Source organism: Nostoc sp. (assembly GCF_036917655.1).
In the GTDB taxonomy this organism is placed as follows: Bacteria; Cyanobacteriota; Cyanobacteriia; order Cyanobacteriales; family Nostocaceae; genus Nostoc.
In genome coordinates, this window is the sequence record NZ_JBALCY010000047.1 from 131,324 (window position 1) to 148,544 (window position 17,221).

The following is a 17,221-nucleotide window of genomic DNA, read 5'->3' on the forward strand; positions in this document are numbered from 1 at the left end:
TCTCTGAGAATTAGCGATCGCATAAATGCTTTGTCTTAACTCCAATGCACATTTTGTCTACTTTGTCAATGTGTTGCCTAATTCCTAATTTCTTCTGATCCAACCAGATTGGACAAAACACTTGATGAAATCAATTATGCACAGGGATGCAAAGACGAAAAGAAACTTAACACATATTTTTGCACACGTGTGCAAAAATTAAAAACAAGTCTAATACAGGTTTTGCACACCTGTGCATAAGATGGAGTGTGAAAGTATTATTTGACAAATCAACAAGTAGGAAAATATGTCTCAAACTCTAAATAATGTCATTGCTCAAGCTCAAAACAATCCCTTGCATTCGCTAGAAGAATGGGAAGAAGACTTACTTAATCGCTATCCCGATCCGGATAGCATAGTTAAAGAAGGTAAAACCACCGAAGAGTATAGGAATTACGAAACGACTATTAGAGATACGGTGAAAGAGTTTTATCGGTTAAATCATATTAATCAAACATATGATTTTGTACTCCAAAAAGAAAAAGAATTTTTGAAGTTTGATAAGAAAGAAATGTCTGTTTTGGATGGAGTCGAATTTTTGAATCAATTGGTTGATGATTCCGATCCTGATACAGACATGGATCAGTTACAGCACCTATTACAAACATCAGAAGCTATTCGCGCCGATGGTCATCCTGACTGGATGGTACTTACCGGTTTCTTTCACGATATGGGGAAGGTGCTTTGTCTGTTTGGTGAACCTCAATGGGCTACTGTAGGCGATACTTATCCTGTAGGTTGTGCCTTCTCTGATAAAATTGTTTTCTCAGAATTCTTCAAAGAAAATCCTGATTATAATAACCTCGATTACAACACTAAATATGGTATTTATCAGCCGAAGTGTGGATTGAGTAATGTACATATGTCATGGGGGCATGATGAGTATTTTTATCAGATGATGAAAAACTATTTGCCCGAACCTGCATTGTATATGCTTCGCTATCACTCATTTTATCCCCAACATCGCGAAAATGCTTACGAACATTTGATGGATAAACACGATAAAGAAATGTTTAAATGGGTGAAGTTATTCAATCCCTACGATTTGTATTCAAAGAACCCTAATCCTCCAGATTGGCAAAAATTAAAGCCTTACTATGAAGATTTAGTGGCTAAATATTTACCCAGAACCTTAAGATTCTAAATCTCCCCTACTAGCAAAGGCAAAGAATTTAAAAAATACTCTACAGATATTAGAACTGATTGGGATTGTGGAGATTCCGATTATTTTACCTAATGATGAATAACAATTCTTCAGCAAGCCTAAACTGAGTGGAATGTTTTCCAGTAAACAATAGCACATTGCCACTTATAAAAGTATAAAACATCTGTGCAGATGTTTTGAGGTTAATAGCTACTGACTTGACTTTTCTTTAATTTCCAGAACGACTGAACAGGCACGAACTTATCATCGCGTCGGTTCTTTCACATCTTGACAACGGCGCTAATGAGATGAAAATAACTTTTTTTCCTTCTCTCTCTATCTAAAGAATTATTCTGGCCCAGATATAGCAAGACTAGCTCTGGCAACTTAATCTAGCAAATAAGCGCACTTTACAAGTATATTTGAGTAAACTTTGAAAATAAGGCAACAGGATTTATGAAAATGGTAATCGACTATATATTTCTACCCCTAAAAGATAGATTTAAAAACAACCATTTCCCTTATACAGTATTAACTTTTCTCAATTCTAGTTAAGTGAAATATGTTAAGTTTTTTAAACTCTACTTAAGCTGAAAAATACTTAATTTTCGCAAATGCTCCAGGACAAACAAAAATTTTAAACTATATAAAGATAAAGATGAAGCAGTTTTCTTTACTTTGTAAAGTTCGATAAACGGCACTCATATTTGGAATAATGCAGGTTAAACTAAAATTACTGTAAAACCAAATACCAATTCGCAACTTTGATAACATCAGGTTATAACAATTTTAGTTAAACGCTATTTTTAGCCCTCGAACTTCCAAATGTAGTTTCACAAATAAAATGTGATTTTTTGATGTAGCGTAATGCTCATAGTTTTGCTTTAACAAACAAAACATCTAAATTTAGGGCAATTAATAGCGCTAACTCAAATCAGGTAACATTAGAAGACCTTTGAGAGGAGTTTAAATTGCCAAAACCAGCAGTAATGCTAGGTTATGTCTGAAGTTTTCAGAACTAGCTTATATTGTGATAACTTGGCAAATTTATCTTCTACTGACCTTTTTTGAATTTAAATCCCTTGTTAGAAATAGATGAATATGAAGAGAATTTTGCTCATCGTTGGCATATTAGGTTTCGCTGTTGTTGGTTGTACAAATAGCTCTCGAACTGACAATATTGCTACTAATACTGTTACCAACACTAGTTTAGAGAGTCAGGTAAATGCTCCAAATAGAAAATTGCAAACAATCGGCGTTGCTCTTGGTGACTTAGGCAACCCTTTCTATAATGCAGTGCAGAAGGGGGCTGAGACAGAAGCCAATAAAATCGGAGGTAATATCAGAGTTAATGCGGTTTCCAGTGCCTTTGATCTGAACCAACAAACCAACCAAATCGAAAATTTCACGGCTGCAAATACTGATCTAATTATCCTCAGCGCTGTTGACAAAAAAGGAGTTAAACCAGTTATTGACCAAGCAAGGCTTGCAGGTAAAATTGTCATTGCGGTAGATTCAGCCGTTGACGCAGATGTGGATGCGATGATTAGCTCCAACAATACCCAAGCTGGAGAGATTGGTTGCCAATATATTGCCGATCGCATCAAAGGTCAAGGTAGTGTAGTCATCCTTAACGGTGCCCCGATGGACTCAATCAATCAGCGAGTGAGTGGCTGCCTTGAGTCATTGTCTAAATATCCGAATATCAAACTGATCTCTAAAGACCAAAACGCCGAAGGGACTAGGGATGGAGGACTGAGAGTGATGAGCGATTTGCTCACAACCTTTCCCAAAATAGACGCCGTTTTTGCCACTAACGATCAAAGCGGTGTTGGTGCAGATTTAGCTGCCAGACAAGCCAGACGTAAAGAATTTTTTATTGTTGGGGTTGACGGATCACCAGATGCAACCAAAGCAATGGAAGATAAAGATGGTGTATTTGCTGCAACTGCTGCTCAAAATCCCGCAGAGATGGCTCAAAAAGCGGTTCAGATTGGCAATGATATCATTCAGGGCAAAAAACCTGAGTCACCTAACATTCTGATTCCAGTCAAGTTGGTTACTAGAGAGAACCTCAGCAGTTACAAAGGCTGGTAATACTAATTCGTAATTCGTAATTAGGACACACAAAAAAAGGCTTGATACACGAGGGTTAGAATACTTTACCCTGTTTTTTTAATAGATCGGTTGCAAATTTGGTGTAAGGAAGAATGACTTCTAGGAGATATATGAATATGAAAAGGATTGCGTTTACCCCTGGTGTTACGGTTCGTGTAATTGCAGCTAGCATATTAGGTATCATCAGTGGTAGTCTTGTTGGCTGTACAAATACTCCTCCCGATCGCAACACTGCTACTAACACTGATACAAAGCCGGCTACCAATATAAGTGCAGAGAATAAAACTGCCACTGGGAATACAAAATTACGATCAGTTGCCTTCACTGTTGGTGATTTAAGTAATCCCTTCTTCGTCCTCATGGGACAAGCAACTGAGGCAGAAGCGAAGAAAATTGGTGGTAAGGATGTCAACGTTAGCGTAGTTTCCAGTGCCTATGACCTCAACCAACAAGCTAATCAAATTGAAAATTTCACTGCTGCCAATACTGACATCATTATCGTCAATGCTGCTGATAAAAGTGGCATTAAGCCAGCAATTGAAAAAGCGAAACAAGCCGGTAGAATTGTCATTGCCGTAGATACAGGTGCTGAAGGAGGTGTGGACGCCACCATTACTACTAATAATGTTCAAGCTGGAGAAGTTAGTTGCAAATATATTGCCGATCGCCTGAAAGGTAAAGGCAATGTTGTAATAGTTAACGGGCCGCCAGTGGACTCAGTTATTCAGCGAGTTAGTGGCTGCGAGAATGTATTGTCTAAATATCCTGATATCAAAATACTCTCTAAAAACCAGAATGCAGAGGGTAGTCGGGATGGAGGACTTAGAGTTATGACTGATTTGCTGACAACCTTTCCAAAAATTGATGCGGTTTTTGCCATCAATGATCCGAGTGGAGTCGGCGCAGAACTAGCAGCTAACCAAGCACAACGTAAAGATTTCTTTATTGTCGGGGTTGATGGTGCGCCAGAAGCTATAACTGCGATCGCTGCTAAAGATGGTTTATATGCGGCGACTGCTACTCAAAATCCGCGAGGGATGGCCCAAAAAGCAGTTCAAGTTGGCAATGATATCTTAAATGGGAAAAAACCAAGTAGTTCTACCATTTTGATTCCAGTTAAGTTGATCACAAAAGATAATGTCAGCACAGAAAAAGGCTGGTAAATAATAAAAATTGTGAATTTGCAATTGGAAATTATGCCTAATCTGAATCCTTTGACGCGTTTGTAAAGTTTTTGCACATACCTATAATGTCCGGCGGTTTTCACTTAAATTAATACAACACCTCATATCCAGTTCCTTGCTTTTCCCTGACAAAAGATCGGTTTGGAGAGAGGTTAAAACTTTATTACACCCAATCGAAAACCGCTATGTATGTGCATTAGCGGAAAGTCTGAGTCACAATTTCTATGACTCAGAAATTTTCCAGACAGTCCATATCAACTAACGTTAAAAACGAAGTATGACAACAACTATTGAAACCTCATTTCCTGATGCACCAACCACCACCCCTGTATTAGAAATGCAAGGGATTACGAAACGATTTCATGGTGTATCTGCGCTCCAAAATGTTAATCTGACGATTTATCCGGGAGAAGTTCACGCCCTCATGGGTGAAAACGGAGCAGGCAAAAGCACATTGATGAAAATCCTGGCTGGGGCTTACATTGCCGATGAAGGAGAAATTCGCATCAATGGTCAACCCCTGAAAATTACCGATCCGGCGACAGCACGTAAGTCAGGGATTAATCTCATTTATCAAGAACTGAATGTTGCACCTAATTTAACCGTTACCGAAAATATGTTTATGGGTAGCGAGTTGCGGCGAGGTCAGTTTTTAGACCGCAAAGGGATGCAACTGGAAGCAGAGGAAGTGCTGGAAAGCCTTGGAGCCAATTTTACAGCGCAGACTGTGGTTGGTACCTTATCGATCGCAGAACAGCAACAAGTGGAAATTGCACGAGCGCTGAAGGACAAAAGCCGCGTTTTGGTGATGGATGAGCCAACAGCAGCCCTGTCTGACCGCGAAACTGAGCATTTGTTTGAGGTAATTCGCAAACTGCGGAATGATGGCATTGCGATTATTTACATCAGCCATCGCATGGAAGAAATCTATGCCTTAGCTGACCGGATTAGTGTGCTGCGCGATGGTCAATATATTGGTAGTCTCACCCGCAGTGAAATTTCTCCACAGCGATTGGTGCAGATGATGGTCGGTCGCTCCATGCAAGACTTTTACGAACATCAACGGCAAATGAATCCTGGCCCAGTCGTGCTGGAAGTCAGAAATATGAGCGACGCCCGCAAGAAGATTGAGCCGACTAGTTTTAAAGTTCATGCTGGAGAAATTGTCGGTTTAGCGGGGCTGGTTGGTGCAGGACGCACAGAACTATCGCGGCTGATTTTTGGTGCAGACCGTAAGGCCAGTGGCGAAGTATTTTTGAATGGTAAAAAACTGGAAATTAATACGCCCAGTGATGCCATTGCGGCGGGAATTGGCTACGTCCCGGAAGACCGCAAAGACCAAGGTTTATTTCTGGAGATGAGCGCCCGGAAGAATATTGCCATCAACACACTTAAGCAGGATGCCAAAGTTGGAATTGTTAACTGGGGTTCAGTGAATCGGCTGTCAACAGATGCGGTGGAAAACTTTAATATCCGCCTGGCCAATTTGGAAATTAGAGCGTTGGATCTTTCTGGTGGTAATCAGCAAAAGCTACTGTTAGCGCGTTGGTTAGCCATTAAGCCAAGAGTCCTGATGTTAGATGAGCCGACACGCGGCGTAGATATCGGTGCCAAAAGCGAAATTTACCGAATTATGAGCGAATTGGCAGCGCAAGGTGTTGCTATTTTAATGGTTTCCAGCGAACTATCGGAGATTGTCGGCATGAGCGATCGCGTCTTAGTGATGCGAGAAGGACAGCTGGTAGGCGAACTGGATGGCAGTCTTGGTAAAGAAATTACCCAAGAAAAAATTATGCACTATGCAACTGGAGCATCGGAGGTATTAGCATCATGAGTCAAACAGTCAGACCGCCTGCCAATAAATTAGCCAACAATCCCGTATCCCGCAACCGGAAATCAATTAGCACTTTGCTGGAAGTTGCGGGTATTCTGCCAATCTTAGTAATTATCTGCATCTTATTTGCATTCCTTTCTCCCAACTTCCTCACCGGCGGTAACATCGTTAATATCTTGCGTCAGGCATCAATCAATATTGTACTGGCGACCGGAATGACCTTTGTGATTCTCACCGGAGGTATTGACCTTTCAGTTGGGTCAATCTTAGCTGTTTCTGCCGTAGTTGCCCTGCTGGTATCGCTACTACCGGCTTTAAGTTGGGCGGCTGTGCCTGCTGCCTTGCTTGCAGGATTGTTTTTGGGCTTACTCAACGGCGCTCTCATCACCTTTTTAGATGTGCCACCTTTTATTGTCACGTTAGGTTCACTGACTGCCTTACGGGGTGTAGCCTTTTTGGTTGCCAAGGGGACAACGCTGATTAACCGAGACATCAATTTTGCTTGGGTGGGTAATAGTTATGTCGGTCCTCTGCCGTGCCTAGTAATCATTGCGCTACTGACCGTAATCGCTAGCTGGTTTGTGTTGCGGCAAACTGTTTTAGGAGTGCAGATATATGCCGTCGGTGGTAACGAGCGGGCAGCCAGATTAACTGGAATTAAAGTTAATCATGTCTTGCTATTCGTCTATGGTATTAGTGGATTACTAGCAGGTTTAGCCGGAATAATGAGTGCTAGCCGTCTCTATAGTGCTAGTGGCGTATTAGGTCAGGGTTATGAATTAGATGCGATCGCAGCTGTTATTCTTGGTGGAACCAGCTTTACAGGTGGTATTGGTACCATTGGCGGCACTCTTTTAGGTGCATTAATCATTGCTATTCTCAACAACGGTTTAACCTTGTTGAACCTATCTTACTTCTGGCAACTAGTCGTCAAAGGACTAGTAATTATTTTGGCGGTAATGATTGACCGCTTACGCAGACGTTCCAGACGGTAAAGAATTAAGGGGATGGGGACTAGGGAGACGCAAAGAATAACTAACTAACGCCGTGTGCAACTTTCTCTCAAACCTAACCCCCAACCCCTTCCCTACTAGCGTTGGGGAGCAAGAATCAAAGCCTCTCAGGACTGGGGGAGAGGAATGGAAGCGGGGTTTTAAAAATAAGTTGCACATCGCGGTAACTAATGCCCAATGCCCAATGCCCAATGCCCCATGCCCAATGCCCAATGCCCAATGCCCAATGCCCAATATATAAACTATGTCTTCTACTACTGCTCGTCGTAAATCCAACACGTTATATGTTGTTTTGATTGCTGGTGCTGCTGCCCTCGGCGGCTTTCTGTTCGGTTTTGATACTGCTGTAATCAACGGCGCGGTTTTATCTCTATCAAAAGCTTTTAACACCAGTAGTTGGCTGACTGGGCTAGCAGTGTCCCTAGCGTTGCTGGGTTCTGCTGTCGGAGCCTTCTTTGCCGGACAGATTGCAGACCGTTATGGTCGAGTCAAGGCAATGGTAGTCGCTTCGGTGTTGTTTACTATCAGTGCCATTGGCTCTGGGCTTGCCTTTACTATCTGGGATTTTATCTTTTGGCGATTATTGGGTGGGGTTGGAATCGGCGTTGCTAGCGTCATCGCCCCAGCTTACATTGCGGAATGTTCTCCCACCCATTTGCGGGGAAGGTTAGGATCTCTGCAACAATTAGCGATCGTAGTGGGAATTTTCGTCGCCTTATTGAGCGACTACTTTATCGCTGTGTCAGCAGGTTCAGCAGACTTGCCGTTTTTGTTTGGGGTTGCAGCTTGGCGCTGGATGTTTTGGACAGCAGTTCCGCCAGCGATATTCTACGGGATGGTGGCTTTAACAATTCCTGAATCCCCCCGTTACTTAGTTGCCAAAGGACGGGAGCCAGAAGCTGCTAACGTTCTGACCAAGATTTTGGGGGGTGATGTGCTGCCAAAAATTGAAGAAATTCGCCAGACAGTGCTTCGTGAACGCCAGCCTAAGTTTTCTGACTTGTTGGGTAGAAGTGGCGGACTCCTCCCCATTGTTTGGATAGGAATAGGCTTATCTGTACTCCAGCAATTCGTTGGTATTAATGTAATCTTCTATTACAGCAGCGTTTTGTGGCGGGCAGTCGGGTTTTCCGAAAAAGATTCCCTAACAATCACGGTGATTACAGGAGCCGTAAATATTATTACAACACTGATTGCGATCGCCTTCGTGGATAAATTTGGTCGCAAGCCCTTACTGATATTAGGGTCGATTGGCATGACCTTGACCTTGGGAACGATGGCTTCGATTTTTGGTACTGCTCCGGTAGATGCTGCTGGGAACCCTGCTCTCACCGGAAGCGTAGGTACTATGGCTCTGATTGCAGCCAACCTCTATGTGTTTTGCTTCGGTTTCTCCTGGGGGCCAGTGGTTTGGGTGCTATTGGGAGAAATGTTTAATAACAAAATTCGAGCTGCTGCACTTTCAGTTGCTGCTGCCATGCAATGGGTTGCGAACTTCCTCATTTCCACAACATTTCCTCCCATACTGCAATATTTCGGTCTAGGTTCTGCCTATGGACTCTATACAATTGCTGCGGCTATCTCATTCTTTTTCATTCTGTTTTTTATTAAAGAAACCAAAGGAATTGAGTTAGAAGATATGTAATTGGCATCGACTTAATACCGCTTGCTATCAATACTATTCGGTTAAGGCAAGAGACGCGATAAATCGCCGTCTTTACAATAATCAGTCATTCGTAGAGACGACGATTTATCGCGTCTTCGGAATCTGGCGATTTATCGCGTCTTTGGGAACTGGTGATTTATCGCGTCTTTGGGAACTGGCGATTTATCGCGTCTTTGGGAGCTATTATTTTCATCAAATAACCTTAACCGAACCGTATTGGGATTGCTATAAATTTTGTGGGTTGGGCAACATGAGCGCCCTGATTATGCAAACTTTCTGTGGACAACTAAATACAAACTCTCGCTTCAGTAAATCACTAAAAAGATGGAAACTATCAATACGGCTCTTTGTTCTTATGGTTTGTCCGGCATGGTATTTCATGCGCCGTTTATTGATTTGCATCCCGGATTTAAATTAGCCGGTTCTTGGGAAAGAAGCAAAAAGCTGATACATGAACATTATCCTGGGGTAAAAAGCTATCCTTCTTTGGAAGCATTGCTGGCAGACGATAAAGTAATGTTGGTGGTGGTAAATACACCCACTTATACCCATTACGATTATACTAAACAGGCTTTGCTTGCAGATAAACATGTAGTGGTAGAAAAAGCATTTACCACAACAGTGGCAGAAGCCAAAAAGCTGAAAGAATTAGCCCAAAAACAGGATAAAAATTTATCTGTATATCATAACCGCAGGTGGGATAGTGATTTTAAAACAGTCAAAAAAATTGTCCAAGAAGGCTTGCTAGGTGATATTATTGAAGCAGAATTTAAAATTCAAAAATATAAACCAACCCTCAGCTATAAACAACACGTAGAAGTTCAAAATCCGGGAGCAGGAACATTAAACAACTTAGGACCGCATTTAATAGACCAAGCTTTGCATTTATTTGGGATGCCTGATGCTATTTTTGCAGACATCCGCATAACTAGGCTGCGATCGCAGGTAGATGATTATTTTGAGTTGATACTATACTACGACAAACTGCGCGTCAAATTAAAAGCAAGTTTTCTTGCGCGTGAGCCTGCGCCTGCCTATATCATACATGGCACTAAGGGTTCTTTTCACAAAAGCAGAGCCGATAAACAAGAAGAGTATTTAGTAGCGGGTATGAAGCCTAATGCACTTGATTGGTATACAGAGCCGGAAAGTGAATCTGGCTTGCTTCATACAGAAAAAGACACAAAAGTAATTCGGGAAAAAGTAAAAAGTTCACAGGGCAGTTATTTAGGTTATTACGATGCGGTGTACAAATCCATTGTTAATAATCAGCCAATTGCTGTTACTCCCGATGACGGAATTAATGTAATGCGGATTATAGAAGCGGCTATTAAAAGCAGCAATGAGCAAAAAGTCATAGCGTTACTTTAAGTGACCTAAAACTTAAACTCAAAATATGTAACTTTAATGATGGTTATAGCGTTTCCTAATCACATGAGCTACATCATAGCCCAATACGCTTGGGTTAAGAATTTCTTTCTTCTCTTTGCGTCCTCCGCGCCAACTCTTGGAGACGCTGCGCGTTGGCGGTTCGTTAAAAAATTGACTTTGATAACAAAGTTTTGGCCTTAACCCAAGCGTATTGCATCATAGCCCCCTCCTCGCTTGCGGGGAGGGGGTTGGGGGTGGGGTTCTTCTAGCTTATAACCTGGAAGCTTTTGTTCGAGTGTAATCTCTTGAGTTACAAAGTAAAAATTCAACCATTTTCAACTAATAAATCAATGCTAAAAATTATTTTTCATAGCTTTTTTCTCTTATTTTTGGCAATTCCAGCAGTTTGGGCAGCACCTCCAGAAGATGATTCTAATGCAGCAGATACTAATAGAAATTTGGAGGGACAAGTCAATTCTGTTTCCCAGTTTTCTGATATTAAACCTAGTGATTGGGCATTCCAAGCACTGCAATCGCTAGTGGAACGTTATGGCTGTATTGCAGGTTATCCTGACGCAACCTATCGCGGCAACCGTGCTTTGAGTCGTTACGAGTTTGCAGCTGGTTTAAATGCTTGTTTAGACCGGGTAAATGAATTAATTGCTGCGGGTACCAATGATTTAGTCAAGAAAGAAGATTTGGCAGTGCTGCAAAAATTGCAAACAGATTTTACGACAGAATTGACAACTCTGCGTGGGCGGGTAGATACGCTGGAGGCACATACAGCAACGCTGGAGGGGCAGCAATTTTCTACTACTACCAGGCTGAATGCTCAAATTATTACCGCCATTAGTGATACTTTTGGTAATAGAGTGGGTGGGGAACGCGATGAATCCCGTATCTACTTTGCAAACCGGGGTCGTCTCAACTTTGAGAGTAGTTTCACAGGCAAAGATTTGTTGCGAGTCCGGCTAGAATTTGGTAACTTTACGAATTCTAATGGTACAAGCCAAATTGCCGCAGCCACAGGCACAGGGATGACCCGCCTGAACTTCGATTATGACAGCAACGATACACTTTTTGTTCCCCACATCCGTTACTACTTCCCAGTCAGTGATTCTCTTAACTTCGTTGTTGGTCCCACAGGCATTGGTTACACCGATATTTCCACCACCGTCACTCCCGCCACAATCGCTGACGACGGCAATGGGGTTCTCTCACTTTTTGGGTCATATAGTCCCTTATTCCGGCGAGGTGGCGGCGGTGCAGCCGCTAACTGGAACATTACCAAAGACTTGGTTCTTACCTTGGGCTATTTAGCAAGCAGTCCCAATGTCCCATCGGCGAGCAACGGCTTGTTTGATGGCGGCTACAACGCCCTGGCGCACTTAGCCTATTACGGTAAGCAAGGAGCTATTGGTGTGGCCTACTCTCATGGCTATAGCCCTGCTGGAGTAGTCGATGTCGCAGCTGGGACGGGTAGCGCCCTGTCAAACGCTCCCTTTGGCAACAACATTGCTACTTCCAACGATATTGTCGGCGCACAGGGTTTCTATCACTTCTCCCCAAATTTCCAAATCCACGCTTGGGGTGGATATATCTGGGCAAATGCCAAGAACTCTGGTTTGAGTGATATTTCCAATGGTAGGGGTGGAACAGATTCTCTGTTTGTAAACAGTGGCGACAATGCCAATGTCTGGTTTGGGGCAATTGGGATGTCGTTTCCCGATGTGGGGGGTAGGGGTAACTTGCCGGGAATTCTTTTTGGTATACCGCCGCGTGTTTCTAACAGTGATGTCCGTCAAGACCGAGACAACGCTTATCATATTGAAGCATTCTATCGCTACCGACTAAATGACAACATCTCAGTGACTCCTGGTTTTTGGGTGATTCTCAACCCGGAAAACGACAACAGAAATGATCCGCAGTATGTGGGTGTGATTCGCACAACCTTTGATTTTTAACTGAATGTGAATGGTTTGCTTGACTAACAGAGTGCTGAGTACTCAGCACTCTTTATGCAATCTGCAATCGATCATAGATACCCCAATATTGAATATTGCACTTCCTCAAAATTGTTTCAGCAATTCAGATATCGTTGTCTGTCCCCTCTAGCATGAGTAATATATTTACAGCATTGGATGCGCGATCGCAATAACGTCTAGCTGGTTCTTCAGAAATACCTAAACGTCTGGACTCAAAGCTACGGCGTACTTCTGAATCAAATAATCTTTGCCGTCATCCAAAGAAGCCATTGGCATGTTCCGCAGTAATCCTTCAGGCACAAATACCAAGGTGTCTACTTTGCTGTTGTCTATTTCAGTTTTAACTGGTTTAATTAACCACCCATATATCTGCTGCGATCGCCCAGTTGGTAGAAAGCAAAATTTTTTGACCACCAGTCCGACATTGTTCGTTTCCTTGAACACCCGATTTTACCTACTGTACTATCAGTGATCTACTTTATCTAGAATCATTTGAGAGATCGCTTTTGAAGAGTTGCCGTAAAAAGTCAGATCCATATACTTTTTTAAATAGAAAAATTGTATTTCTAAGATAACTTTATACAAAATTTTCCCTATAGTACAGATGCATTAACCTACTTTCCTGGTATTTGAAGCAGTTTTATGGCAGTATAAGTACATAGAGTAATGTATTTTCTATATAAAGATGCTTGCTAACTAGTTGTAATTCCCTAAACATCAAAGTACCTTATAAATACTGAAGTACCAAAGATTGTTTCCCAGCGACAACTTCTTGTTAGCCTATTTTATGGCAGCATTGAAAAGCAAATTTTCAATGCTGGGTGCAAGATTTGGAATTTTAAAAATTGTAGTAACTCGCACATTAACTCTACCGGAAATATCTGATGAAGACAAGGTACAAATTAGCACTTACAACTGCTAGCATTGCTTTGGGTTTTGGTGTAATCCAAGCTAAACCAGCACAAGCTGCGACATTTAGTGGTCCGCTTTACATCTATGCTGCTGCCAGCTTGACCGACACCCTACCTCAGATTGAGGCACTTTACCAGCAAAGCAACCCCAACGTCACCTTTATGAATACCTTTGGGGGTTCTACTGGTCTCGCTAATCAAATCATAATGGGAACAAATCCAAAGCCAGTAGATATCTTCTTCTCAGTATCCCAAGCACCGTTAGATAATCTGCAAGCTGCCAACCAACTAATAAAAGGAACCAGGCAAGACATACTAAACAACACCTTGGCTATAATCACGCCGATAAATTCAACCTTACGTATATCAAGCGTTCAAGACCTATTACAGGCGCGTCAAGTGGCTATTGGTAATCCTGCGTCTGTTCCAGCAGGAGTATTCGCCCAGCAATTATTTGCCAATTCCGGGATATCGGGGAAACTCAATCTTGTCTTGGGCAGGGATGTGCGTGATGTATTATCATTAGTGTCAAGCGACACCAATGATACTATAGATGCGGGCGTTGTTTACACCACAGACGCTCTAACAGCACTTGATAAAGTCAAAATTGCATACACTCCGCCTATCAACGCTTACTCTCCGATTGTTTATGGCTCTGCTGTACTCAGACAAACTCAAAACCTAGACGCAGCTAAAGACTTCAACTCCTTTCTGCGCAGCTCTCAAGCATTATCTGTGTTTCAAGTATCTGGATTCTCGCCTATCCCCGAACCCATGACTACTGGTGGCTCAATAGCAGTTGGTATAGTCGGCCTGATGATGAAGCGAAAGGTAGGGGCAAAAGCCAAAGTTAAAGCAGCAGTGGATTAAAGGTTTTTGGCTGTATTCTCAATCAAAATTGAACTCACAACTGCAAATAGGAATCAACCCAGGATAATCTGACTTTTCACGGGATGTGAAAAGTCAGATTATCCTGAATCAAAAGTTGCAATTCATTTTGATAAAAATCACCAAACATTCTTTCCATCTTTCTTTATTGAGATGTAGTGCAGGAGATATTTGTTTGCCAAGGGCTATATGGGCTGACGTTAGATACTTGAGCCACTAGGTGGATATCTCCATTAGCATCGAAAATCCATCCTTGAGACTCCACAATCAGATTAGTAAATTTAGTCATAAATGCAGTAGGTTTTTTATCTGTAATTTCCACAAATATAGGACTTACGCATTGACAGAAAAGACCAAGTATGGGTGATTTGAAAAACCACATTCATCGTCGGGGCAATTCATGAATTGCCCCGATGACGCGGGTCTACTTACCATCCATGAATTGATTAATAAAAACCTGAAACGGCGTATTTACGTTCGTACACAACATGATTATTTTGTACAGTGCGTAAGTCCTATATATAACCTCAAGATTTGAGGCCATGCCTACAGCAACCCCTTTGGGTATATAGGATATAACAAAGTCCCCAGCTTTAGGTTGCTGGAGACTAAGTGCGTTTGGCTCGTAAACTGATTTACTGATTTAGCAGTCCGATAGCCATCTCAAGGTGCATCTTAGCTTTGTGCAAGTTCAGTAAACTCTCTTGGTCGTATCGGTCAGGGTAGCTCATAGCCTTGCCTTCTAAAGTTATCCGAATTAGTGCCGCTTGTTCATCAGTGGGGGAGTTAATCTCATCTACGACCCCTTCGAGGAATTGAATAACACTGAAACCTGGTGATTTTAACCCTCTTGCTTGCCTTAACTGAGAGAGTGCTATCTGTGGGAATGCCATCAAGGTAACAATCCAACTAGTCTTGTACCCTCCATTCCCGGTAGGCTTTAATCCGTAACGTCTACACAAATCTCTCAAGTCAGCAGTGGTTTTGATTTCGAGTTCTGACCTTGTGAACATAAAATAGAATTACCCATTTGTAAAAGTGGTATCGGTGGTGAACTGTTTTGACAGACGCGAACACCACCGATTTAAAAGTCTATCTATATGTTCACGTATAGCTCAAGCTATATTTACATCTCTCAATAATGCCTAACCCTAAAGGTAATCCAGAAAATTTAAAACCACTTAAGTCTGATAGAGAAGAACCGCTGACACAAAATCTTAATTTTCGTGTCACCGAAAAAATGAAGGAAGAGGTAAAGGCACAAGACGACCCTCCTGAGTTTTGCAGAGAAGCTATTCAGAAAGCACTGGATGAGAAAAAAGGGAAGTAGTGAAAAGTTGTTGGAGTTTAGTGCAGCAACTTTTCTAAAAATTGAGATTTTTGATTAACTGAATCGTATTGCATGGTGGTTTAAAAAAATCAGTCAAAAATACCACTTTTTGAAATAACGGAAAATGCTAAAAATCCCCACCCAAATGGCAGGGATAAGGCAGTTGTGGGGTCAAAGTCGCCCACAATCGCCGTGGTAGGGCTTTTAGGTTCCCAGTTCACCGTACTGATATTATGTCCGGTAGCTTACTTATTAAACCCGGAGAACCCCACCCCGCCAAAGCTGTGCTTTGTCTCCCCTACCCGCAGGCTCTTAGGGGTTGGGGGTGGGGTTCTTTTATTATGGGTAATTTTGGCGGACATGATATGAGTTTACTGGTTCCAATTTATTTAATGGCTTACAAATTCAATTGTTCTATTAAGCGCTCTCTTAATTCATCGATAGTACGCCACTTAGACATTAAGTTGTGACTAGACAACGATATAGCTAGAGTGTTATAGCAACCCCATGCGGCTTGCATTACCTCCTTATCAACAGGAATACTATCCCAATTCCTTAAATCAGCAGGGCAATCCCTCAAATCAGCAATCCAATGAACCTTAACCCATCGAAAAATCCCCCACGGAGACTTTTCCCATTGAGGTTCATCCTCACTTCCTTCATTCACCAGTTCAACTACGTGTGTGAGGTATCTCTTTTTGCACCCATCTGGTATTTTTTTTTGATCTCCTACGGTATTTTTTTTGCATTCATGCGGTACTTGAGAAAGGATGATAAGAGATCCTTTTGGTAATCTATGGGCGTGAGATTCTACTACTCTTGTACTTTCCCTTCTTTTAAAATTCAACGGAAAGTAAGCTCCAATAGGATGTTTATCATACGCCCACTCTCTCTCATCACCTTTGTCAGTGACACTTTTGATATAATCCAGACGATTACAATCCATTATTTATTACTACTGTCTTGTATTAACCAGATTTTTCTCCATATCTAGTTTGCCCAAACTCTCATTAAAAACTTTTAGATTTAATTTTGCCTTACCTTGCCAAAGGCAGGCGATCGCACAAAATTTCTTGAATTACTTGTTGTACAACTTCTTTACTCAAGCTGCCATCTACCCGAACAATTCGTGAGGGATGGGATACTGCTAAATGTGCGTATCCTTGCTGAACGCGCCGATGAAAAGCGATTGTCTCCTGTTCAATCCGGTCTAGTCCTACTCCATCTCCCCGTTTGCGGGCCAGTCCCACTTCGACATCGACATCTAGCCAAATAGTTAGGTCACTTTCTAAGCCACCAGTAGCTATATAGTTAAGCTGATTGATTAAACTCATGTTAAGACCCCGACCATATCCTTGGTAGGCAATGGTAGAGTCGGTGTAGCGATCGCATAAAATATATTTCCCTGCTGCGAGATTTGGTTTGAGTTCTTGTTCAACGTGTTGCGATCGGTCAGCAGCATACAACAAAAGTTCTGTCACTTGTGCAACTGGCTCGCCCTGAGCGGAGCCGAAGGGTTTATCTTCTGCCTTCTCTAAAAGCAAGCGGCGAAGATGTAAGCCTAACTCTGTTCCCCCTGGTTCACGAGTTACCACCAAAGAAACACCCAGACTTTCCAACCACTCAGAACAAAGCTTCATTTGGCTGGTTTTACCACAGCCTTCGACCCCTTCAAATACAATTAATTTGCTACTCATGCTTTTTTATGTTCACTGCTTTAAAAATAACTTTTGGATAT

15 protein-coding genes are annotated in these 17,221 nt (G+C 42.0%); 10 read left to right on the forward strand and 5 right to left on the reverse strand.

Going from position 1 to position 17,221, the window contains the following annotated elements:
• The first annotated feature begins 286 nt into the window (after positions 1-286).
• The 8 genes from V7K30_RS17330 to V7K30_RS17365 all read left to right on the forward strand — a co-directional run bounded on the left by V7K30_RS17330 (position 287) and on the right by V7K30_RS17365 (position 12,333).
• Positions 287-1,183, forward strand: a complete 897-nt coding sequence (locus tag V7K30_RS17330; RefSeq protein WP_335001252.1) for an inositol oxygenase family protein — start codon at positions 287-289, stop codon at positions 1,181-1,183.
• Between the two features lie 1,101 nt (positions 1,184-2,284).
• Complete coding sequence (locus V7K30_RS17335) at positions 2,285-3,280, forward strand: ABC transporter substrate-binding protein (protein WP_335001254.1); 996 nt, start codon at positions 2,285-2,287, stop codon at positions 3,278-3,280.
• 131 nt (positions 3,281-3,411) lie between these two features.
• Positions 3,412-4,464, forward strand: coding sequence for an ABC transporter substrate-binding protein (locus tag V7K30_RS17340; protein WP_335001256.1), 1,053 nt, complete (start codon positions 3,412-3,414; stop codon positions 4,462-4,464).
• A 298-nt stretch (positions 4,465-4,762) separates the two neighbouring features.
• Positions 4,763-6,319 carry a sugar ABC transporter ATP-binding protein gene (locus tag V7K30_RS17345; RefSeq protein ID WP_335001258.1) on the forward strand — a complete coding sequence of 519 codons (1,557 nt, stop codon included), beginning with the start codon at positions 4,763-4,765 and terminating at the stop codon, positions 6,317-6,319.
• Positions 6,316-7,314 (forward strand): ABC transporter permease subunit, encoded by a 999-nt coding sequence (locus V7K30_RS17350; RefSeq protein WP_335001260.1) that lies wholly within the window; start codon positions 6,316-6,318, stop codon positions 7,312-7,314. Before V7K30_RS17345 ends, V7K30_RS17350 begins: the two co-directional genes overlap by 4 nt.
• A gap of 262 nt (positions 7,315-7,576) precedes the next feature.
• Positions 7,577-8,977, forward strand: a complete 1,401-nt coding sequence (locus V7K30_RS17355; RefSeq protein WP_335001261.1) for a sugar porter family MFS transporter — start codon at positions 7,577-7,579, stop codon at positions 8,975-8,977.
• A 345-nt stretch (positions 8,978-9,322) separates the two neighbouring features.
• Entirely contained in the window at positions 9,323-10,369 is a 1,047-nt protein-coding gene (locus V7K30_RS17360) for a Gfo/Idh/MocA family oxidoreductase (RefSeq protein WP_335001263.1), read from the forward strand.
• Positions 10,370-10,719: 350 nt separating this feature from the next.
• A complete protein-coding gene (locus tag V7K30_RS17365) occupies positions 10,720-12,333 on the forward strand; it encodes an iron uptake porin (RefSeq protein WP_335001265.1) in 1,614 nt (537 codons plus the stop codon).
• Between the two features lie 219 nt (positions 12,334-12,552).
• Here the strand turns inward: V7K30_RS17365 and V7K30_RS17370 are convergent, their stop codons facing one another.
• The gene (locus V7K30_RS17370) at positions 12,553-12,798 is read right to left on the reverse strand and encodes a CHAT domain-containing protein (protein WP_335001267.1); all 246 of its coding nucleotides are present in this window, start codon (positions 12,796-12,798) and stop codon (positions 12,553-12,555) included.
• 440 nt (positions 12,799-13,238) lie between these two features.
• Between V7K30_RS17370 and modA the strand changes: the two genes are divergently transcribed.
• Entirely contained in the window at positions 13,239-14,135 is an 897-nt protein-coding gene (modA, locus tag V7K30_RS17375; protein ID WP_335001269.1) for a molybdate ABC transporter substrate-binding protein, read from the forward strand.
• Positions 14,136-14,298: 163 nt separating this feature from the next.
• Here the strand turns inward: modA and V7K30_RS17380 are convergent, their stop codons facing one another.
• A complete protein-coding gene (locus V7K30_RS17380; RefSeq protein WP_335001271.1) occupies positions 14,299-14,442 on the reverse strand; it encodes a hypothetical protein in 144 nt (47 codons plus the stop codon).
• A gap of 346 nt (positions 14,443-14,788) precedes the next feature.
• The gene (locus V7K30_RS17385) at positions 14,789-15,166 is read right to left on the reverse strand and encodes a hypothetical protein (protein WP_335001273.1); all 378 of its coding nucleotides are present in this window, start codon (positions 15,164-15,166) and stop codon (positions 14,789-14,791) included.
• A gap of 128 nt (positions 15,167-15,294) precedes the next feature.
• Between V7K30_RS17385 and V7K30_RS17390 the strand changes: the two genes are divergently transcribed.
• Positions 15,295-15,483 (forward strand): hypothetical protein, encoded by a 189-nt coding sequence (locus V7K30_RS17390; protein WP_094353117.1) that lies wholly within the window; start codon positions 15,295-15,297, stop codon positions 15,481-15,483.
• Between the two features lie 397 nt (positions 15,484-15,880).
• On the opposite strand, the gene V7K30_RS17395 is transcribed toward V7K30_RS17390, so the two are convergent.
• Together V7K30_RS17395 and tmk are read right to left on the reverse strand one after the other, a co-directional pair.
• A complete protein-coding gene (locus tag V7K30_RS17395) occupies positions 15,881-16,429 on the reverse strand; it encodes a hypothetical protein (protein ID WP_335001275.1) in 549 nt (182 codons plus the stop codon).
• A 91-nt stretch (positions 16,430-16,520) separates the two neighbouring features.
• The gene (gene tmk / locus V7K30_RS17400; protein ID WP_335001277.1) at positions 16,521-17,180 is read right to left on the reverse strand and encodes a dTMP kinase; all 660 of its coding nucleotides are present in this window, start codon (positions 17,178-17,180) and stop codon (positions 16,521-16,523) included.
• Positions 17,181-17,221 lie beyond the last annotated feature (41 nt).

Excerpts from the sequence above, each read along its gene's own strand:
- V7K30_RS17330 (WP_335001252.1), top strand. The coding sequence starts at position 287 with ATGTCTCAAACTCTAAATAATGTCATTGCTCAAGCTCAAAACAATCCC.
- V7K30_RS17335 (WP_335001254.1), top strand. The coding sequence starts at position 2,285 with ATGAAGAGAATTTTGCTCATCGTTGGCATATTAGGTTTCGCTGTTGTT.
- V7K30_RS17340 (WP_335001256.1), top strand. The coding sequence starts at position 3,412 with ATGAATATGAAAAGGATTGCGTTTACCCCTGGTGTTACGGTTCGTGTA.
- V7K30_RS17345 (WP_335001258.1), top strand. The coding sequence starts at position 4,763 with ATGACAACAACTATTGAAACCTCATTTCCTGATGCACCAACCACCACC.
- V7K30_RS17350 (WP_335001260.1), top strand. The coding sequence starts at position 6,316 with ATGAGTCAAACAGTCAGACCGCCTGCCAATAAATTAGCCAACAATCCC.
- V7K30_RS17355 (WP_335001261.1), top strand. The coding sequence starts at position 7,577 with ATGTCTTCTACTACTGCTCGTCGTAAATCCAACACGTTATATGTTGTT.
- V7K30_RS17360 (WP_335001263.1), top strand. The coding sequence starts at position 9,323 with ATGGAAACTATCAATACGGCTCTTTGTTCTTATGGTTTGTCCGGCATG.
- V7K30_RS17365 (WP_335001265.1), top strand. The coding sequence starts at position 10,720 with ATGCTAAAAATTATTTTTCATAGCTTTTTTCTCTTATTTTTGGCAATT.
- modA (WP_335001269.1), top strand. The coding sequence starts at position 13,239 with ATGAAGACAAGGTACAAATTAGCACTTACAACTGCTAGCATTGCTTTG.
- V7K30_RS17380 (WP_335001271.1), bottom strand. The coding sequence starts at position 14,442 with ATGACTAAATTTACTAATCTGATTGTGGAGTCTCAAGGATGGATTTTC.
- V7K30_RS17385 (WP_335001273.1), bottom strand. The coding sequence starts at position 15,166 with ATGTTCACAAGGTCAGAACTCGAAATCAAAACCACTGCTGACTTGAGA.
- V7K30_RS17390 (WP_094353117.1), top strand. The coding sequence starts at position 15,295 with ATGCCTAACCCTAAAGGTAATCCAGAAAATTTAAAACCACTTAAGTCT.
- V7K30_RS17395 (WP_335001275.1), bottom strand. The coding sequence starts at position 16,429 with ATGGATTGTAATCGTCTGGATTATATCAAAAGTGTCACTGACAAAGGT.
- tmk (WP_335001277.1), bottom strand. The coding sequence starts at position 17,180 with ATGAGTAGCAAATTAATTGTATTTGAAGGGGTCGAAGGCTGTGGTAAA.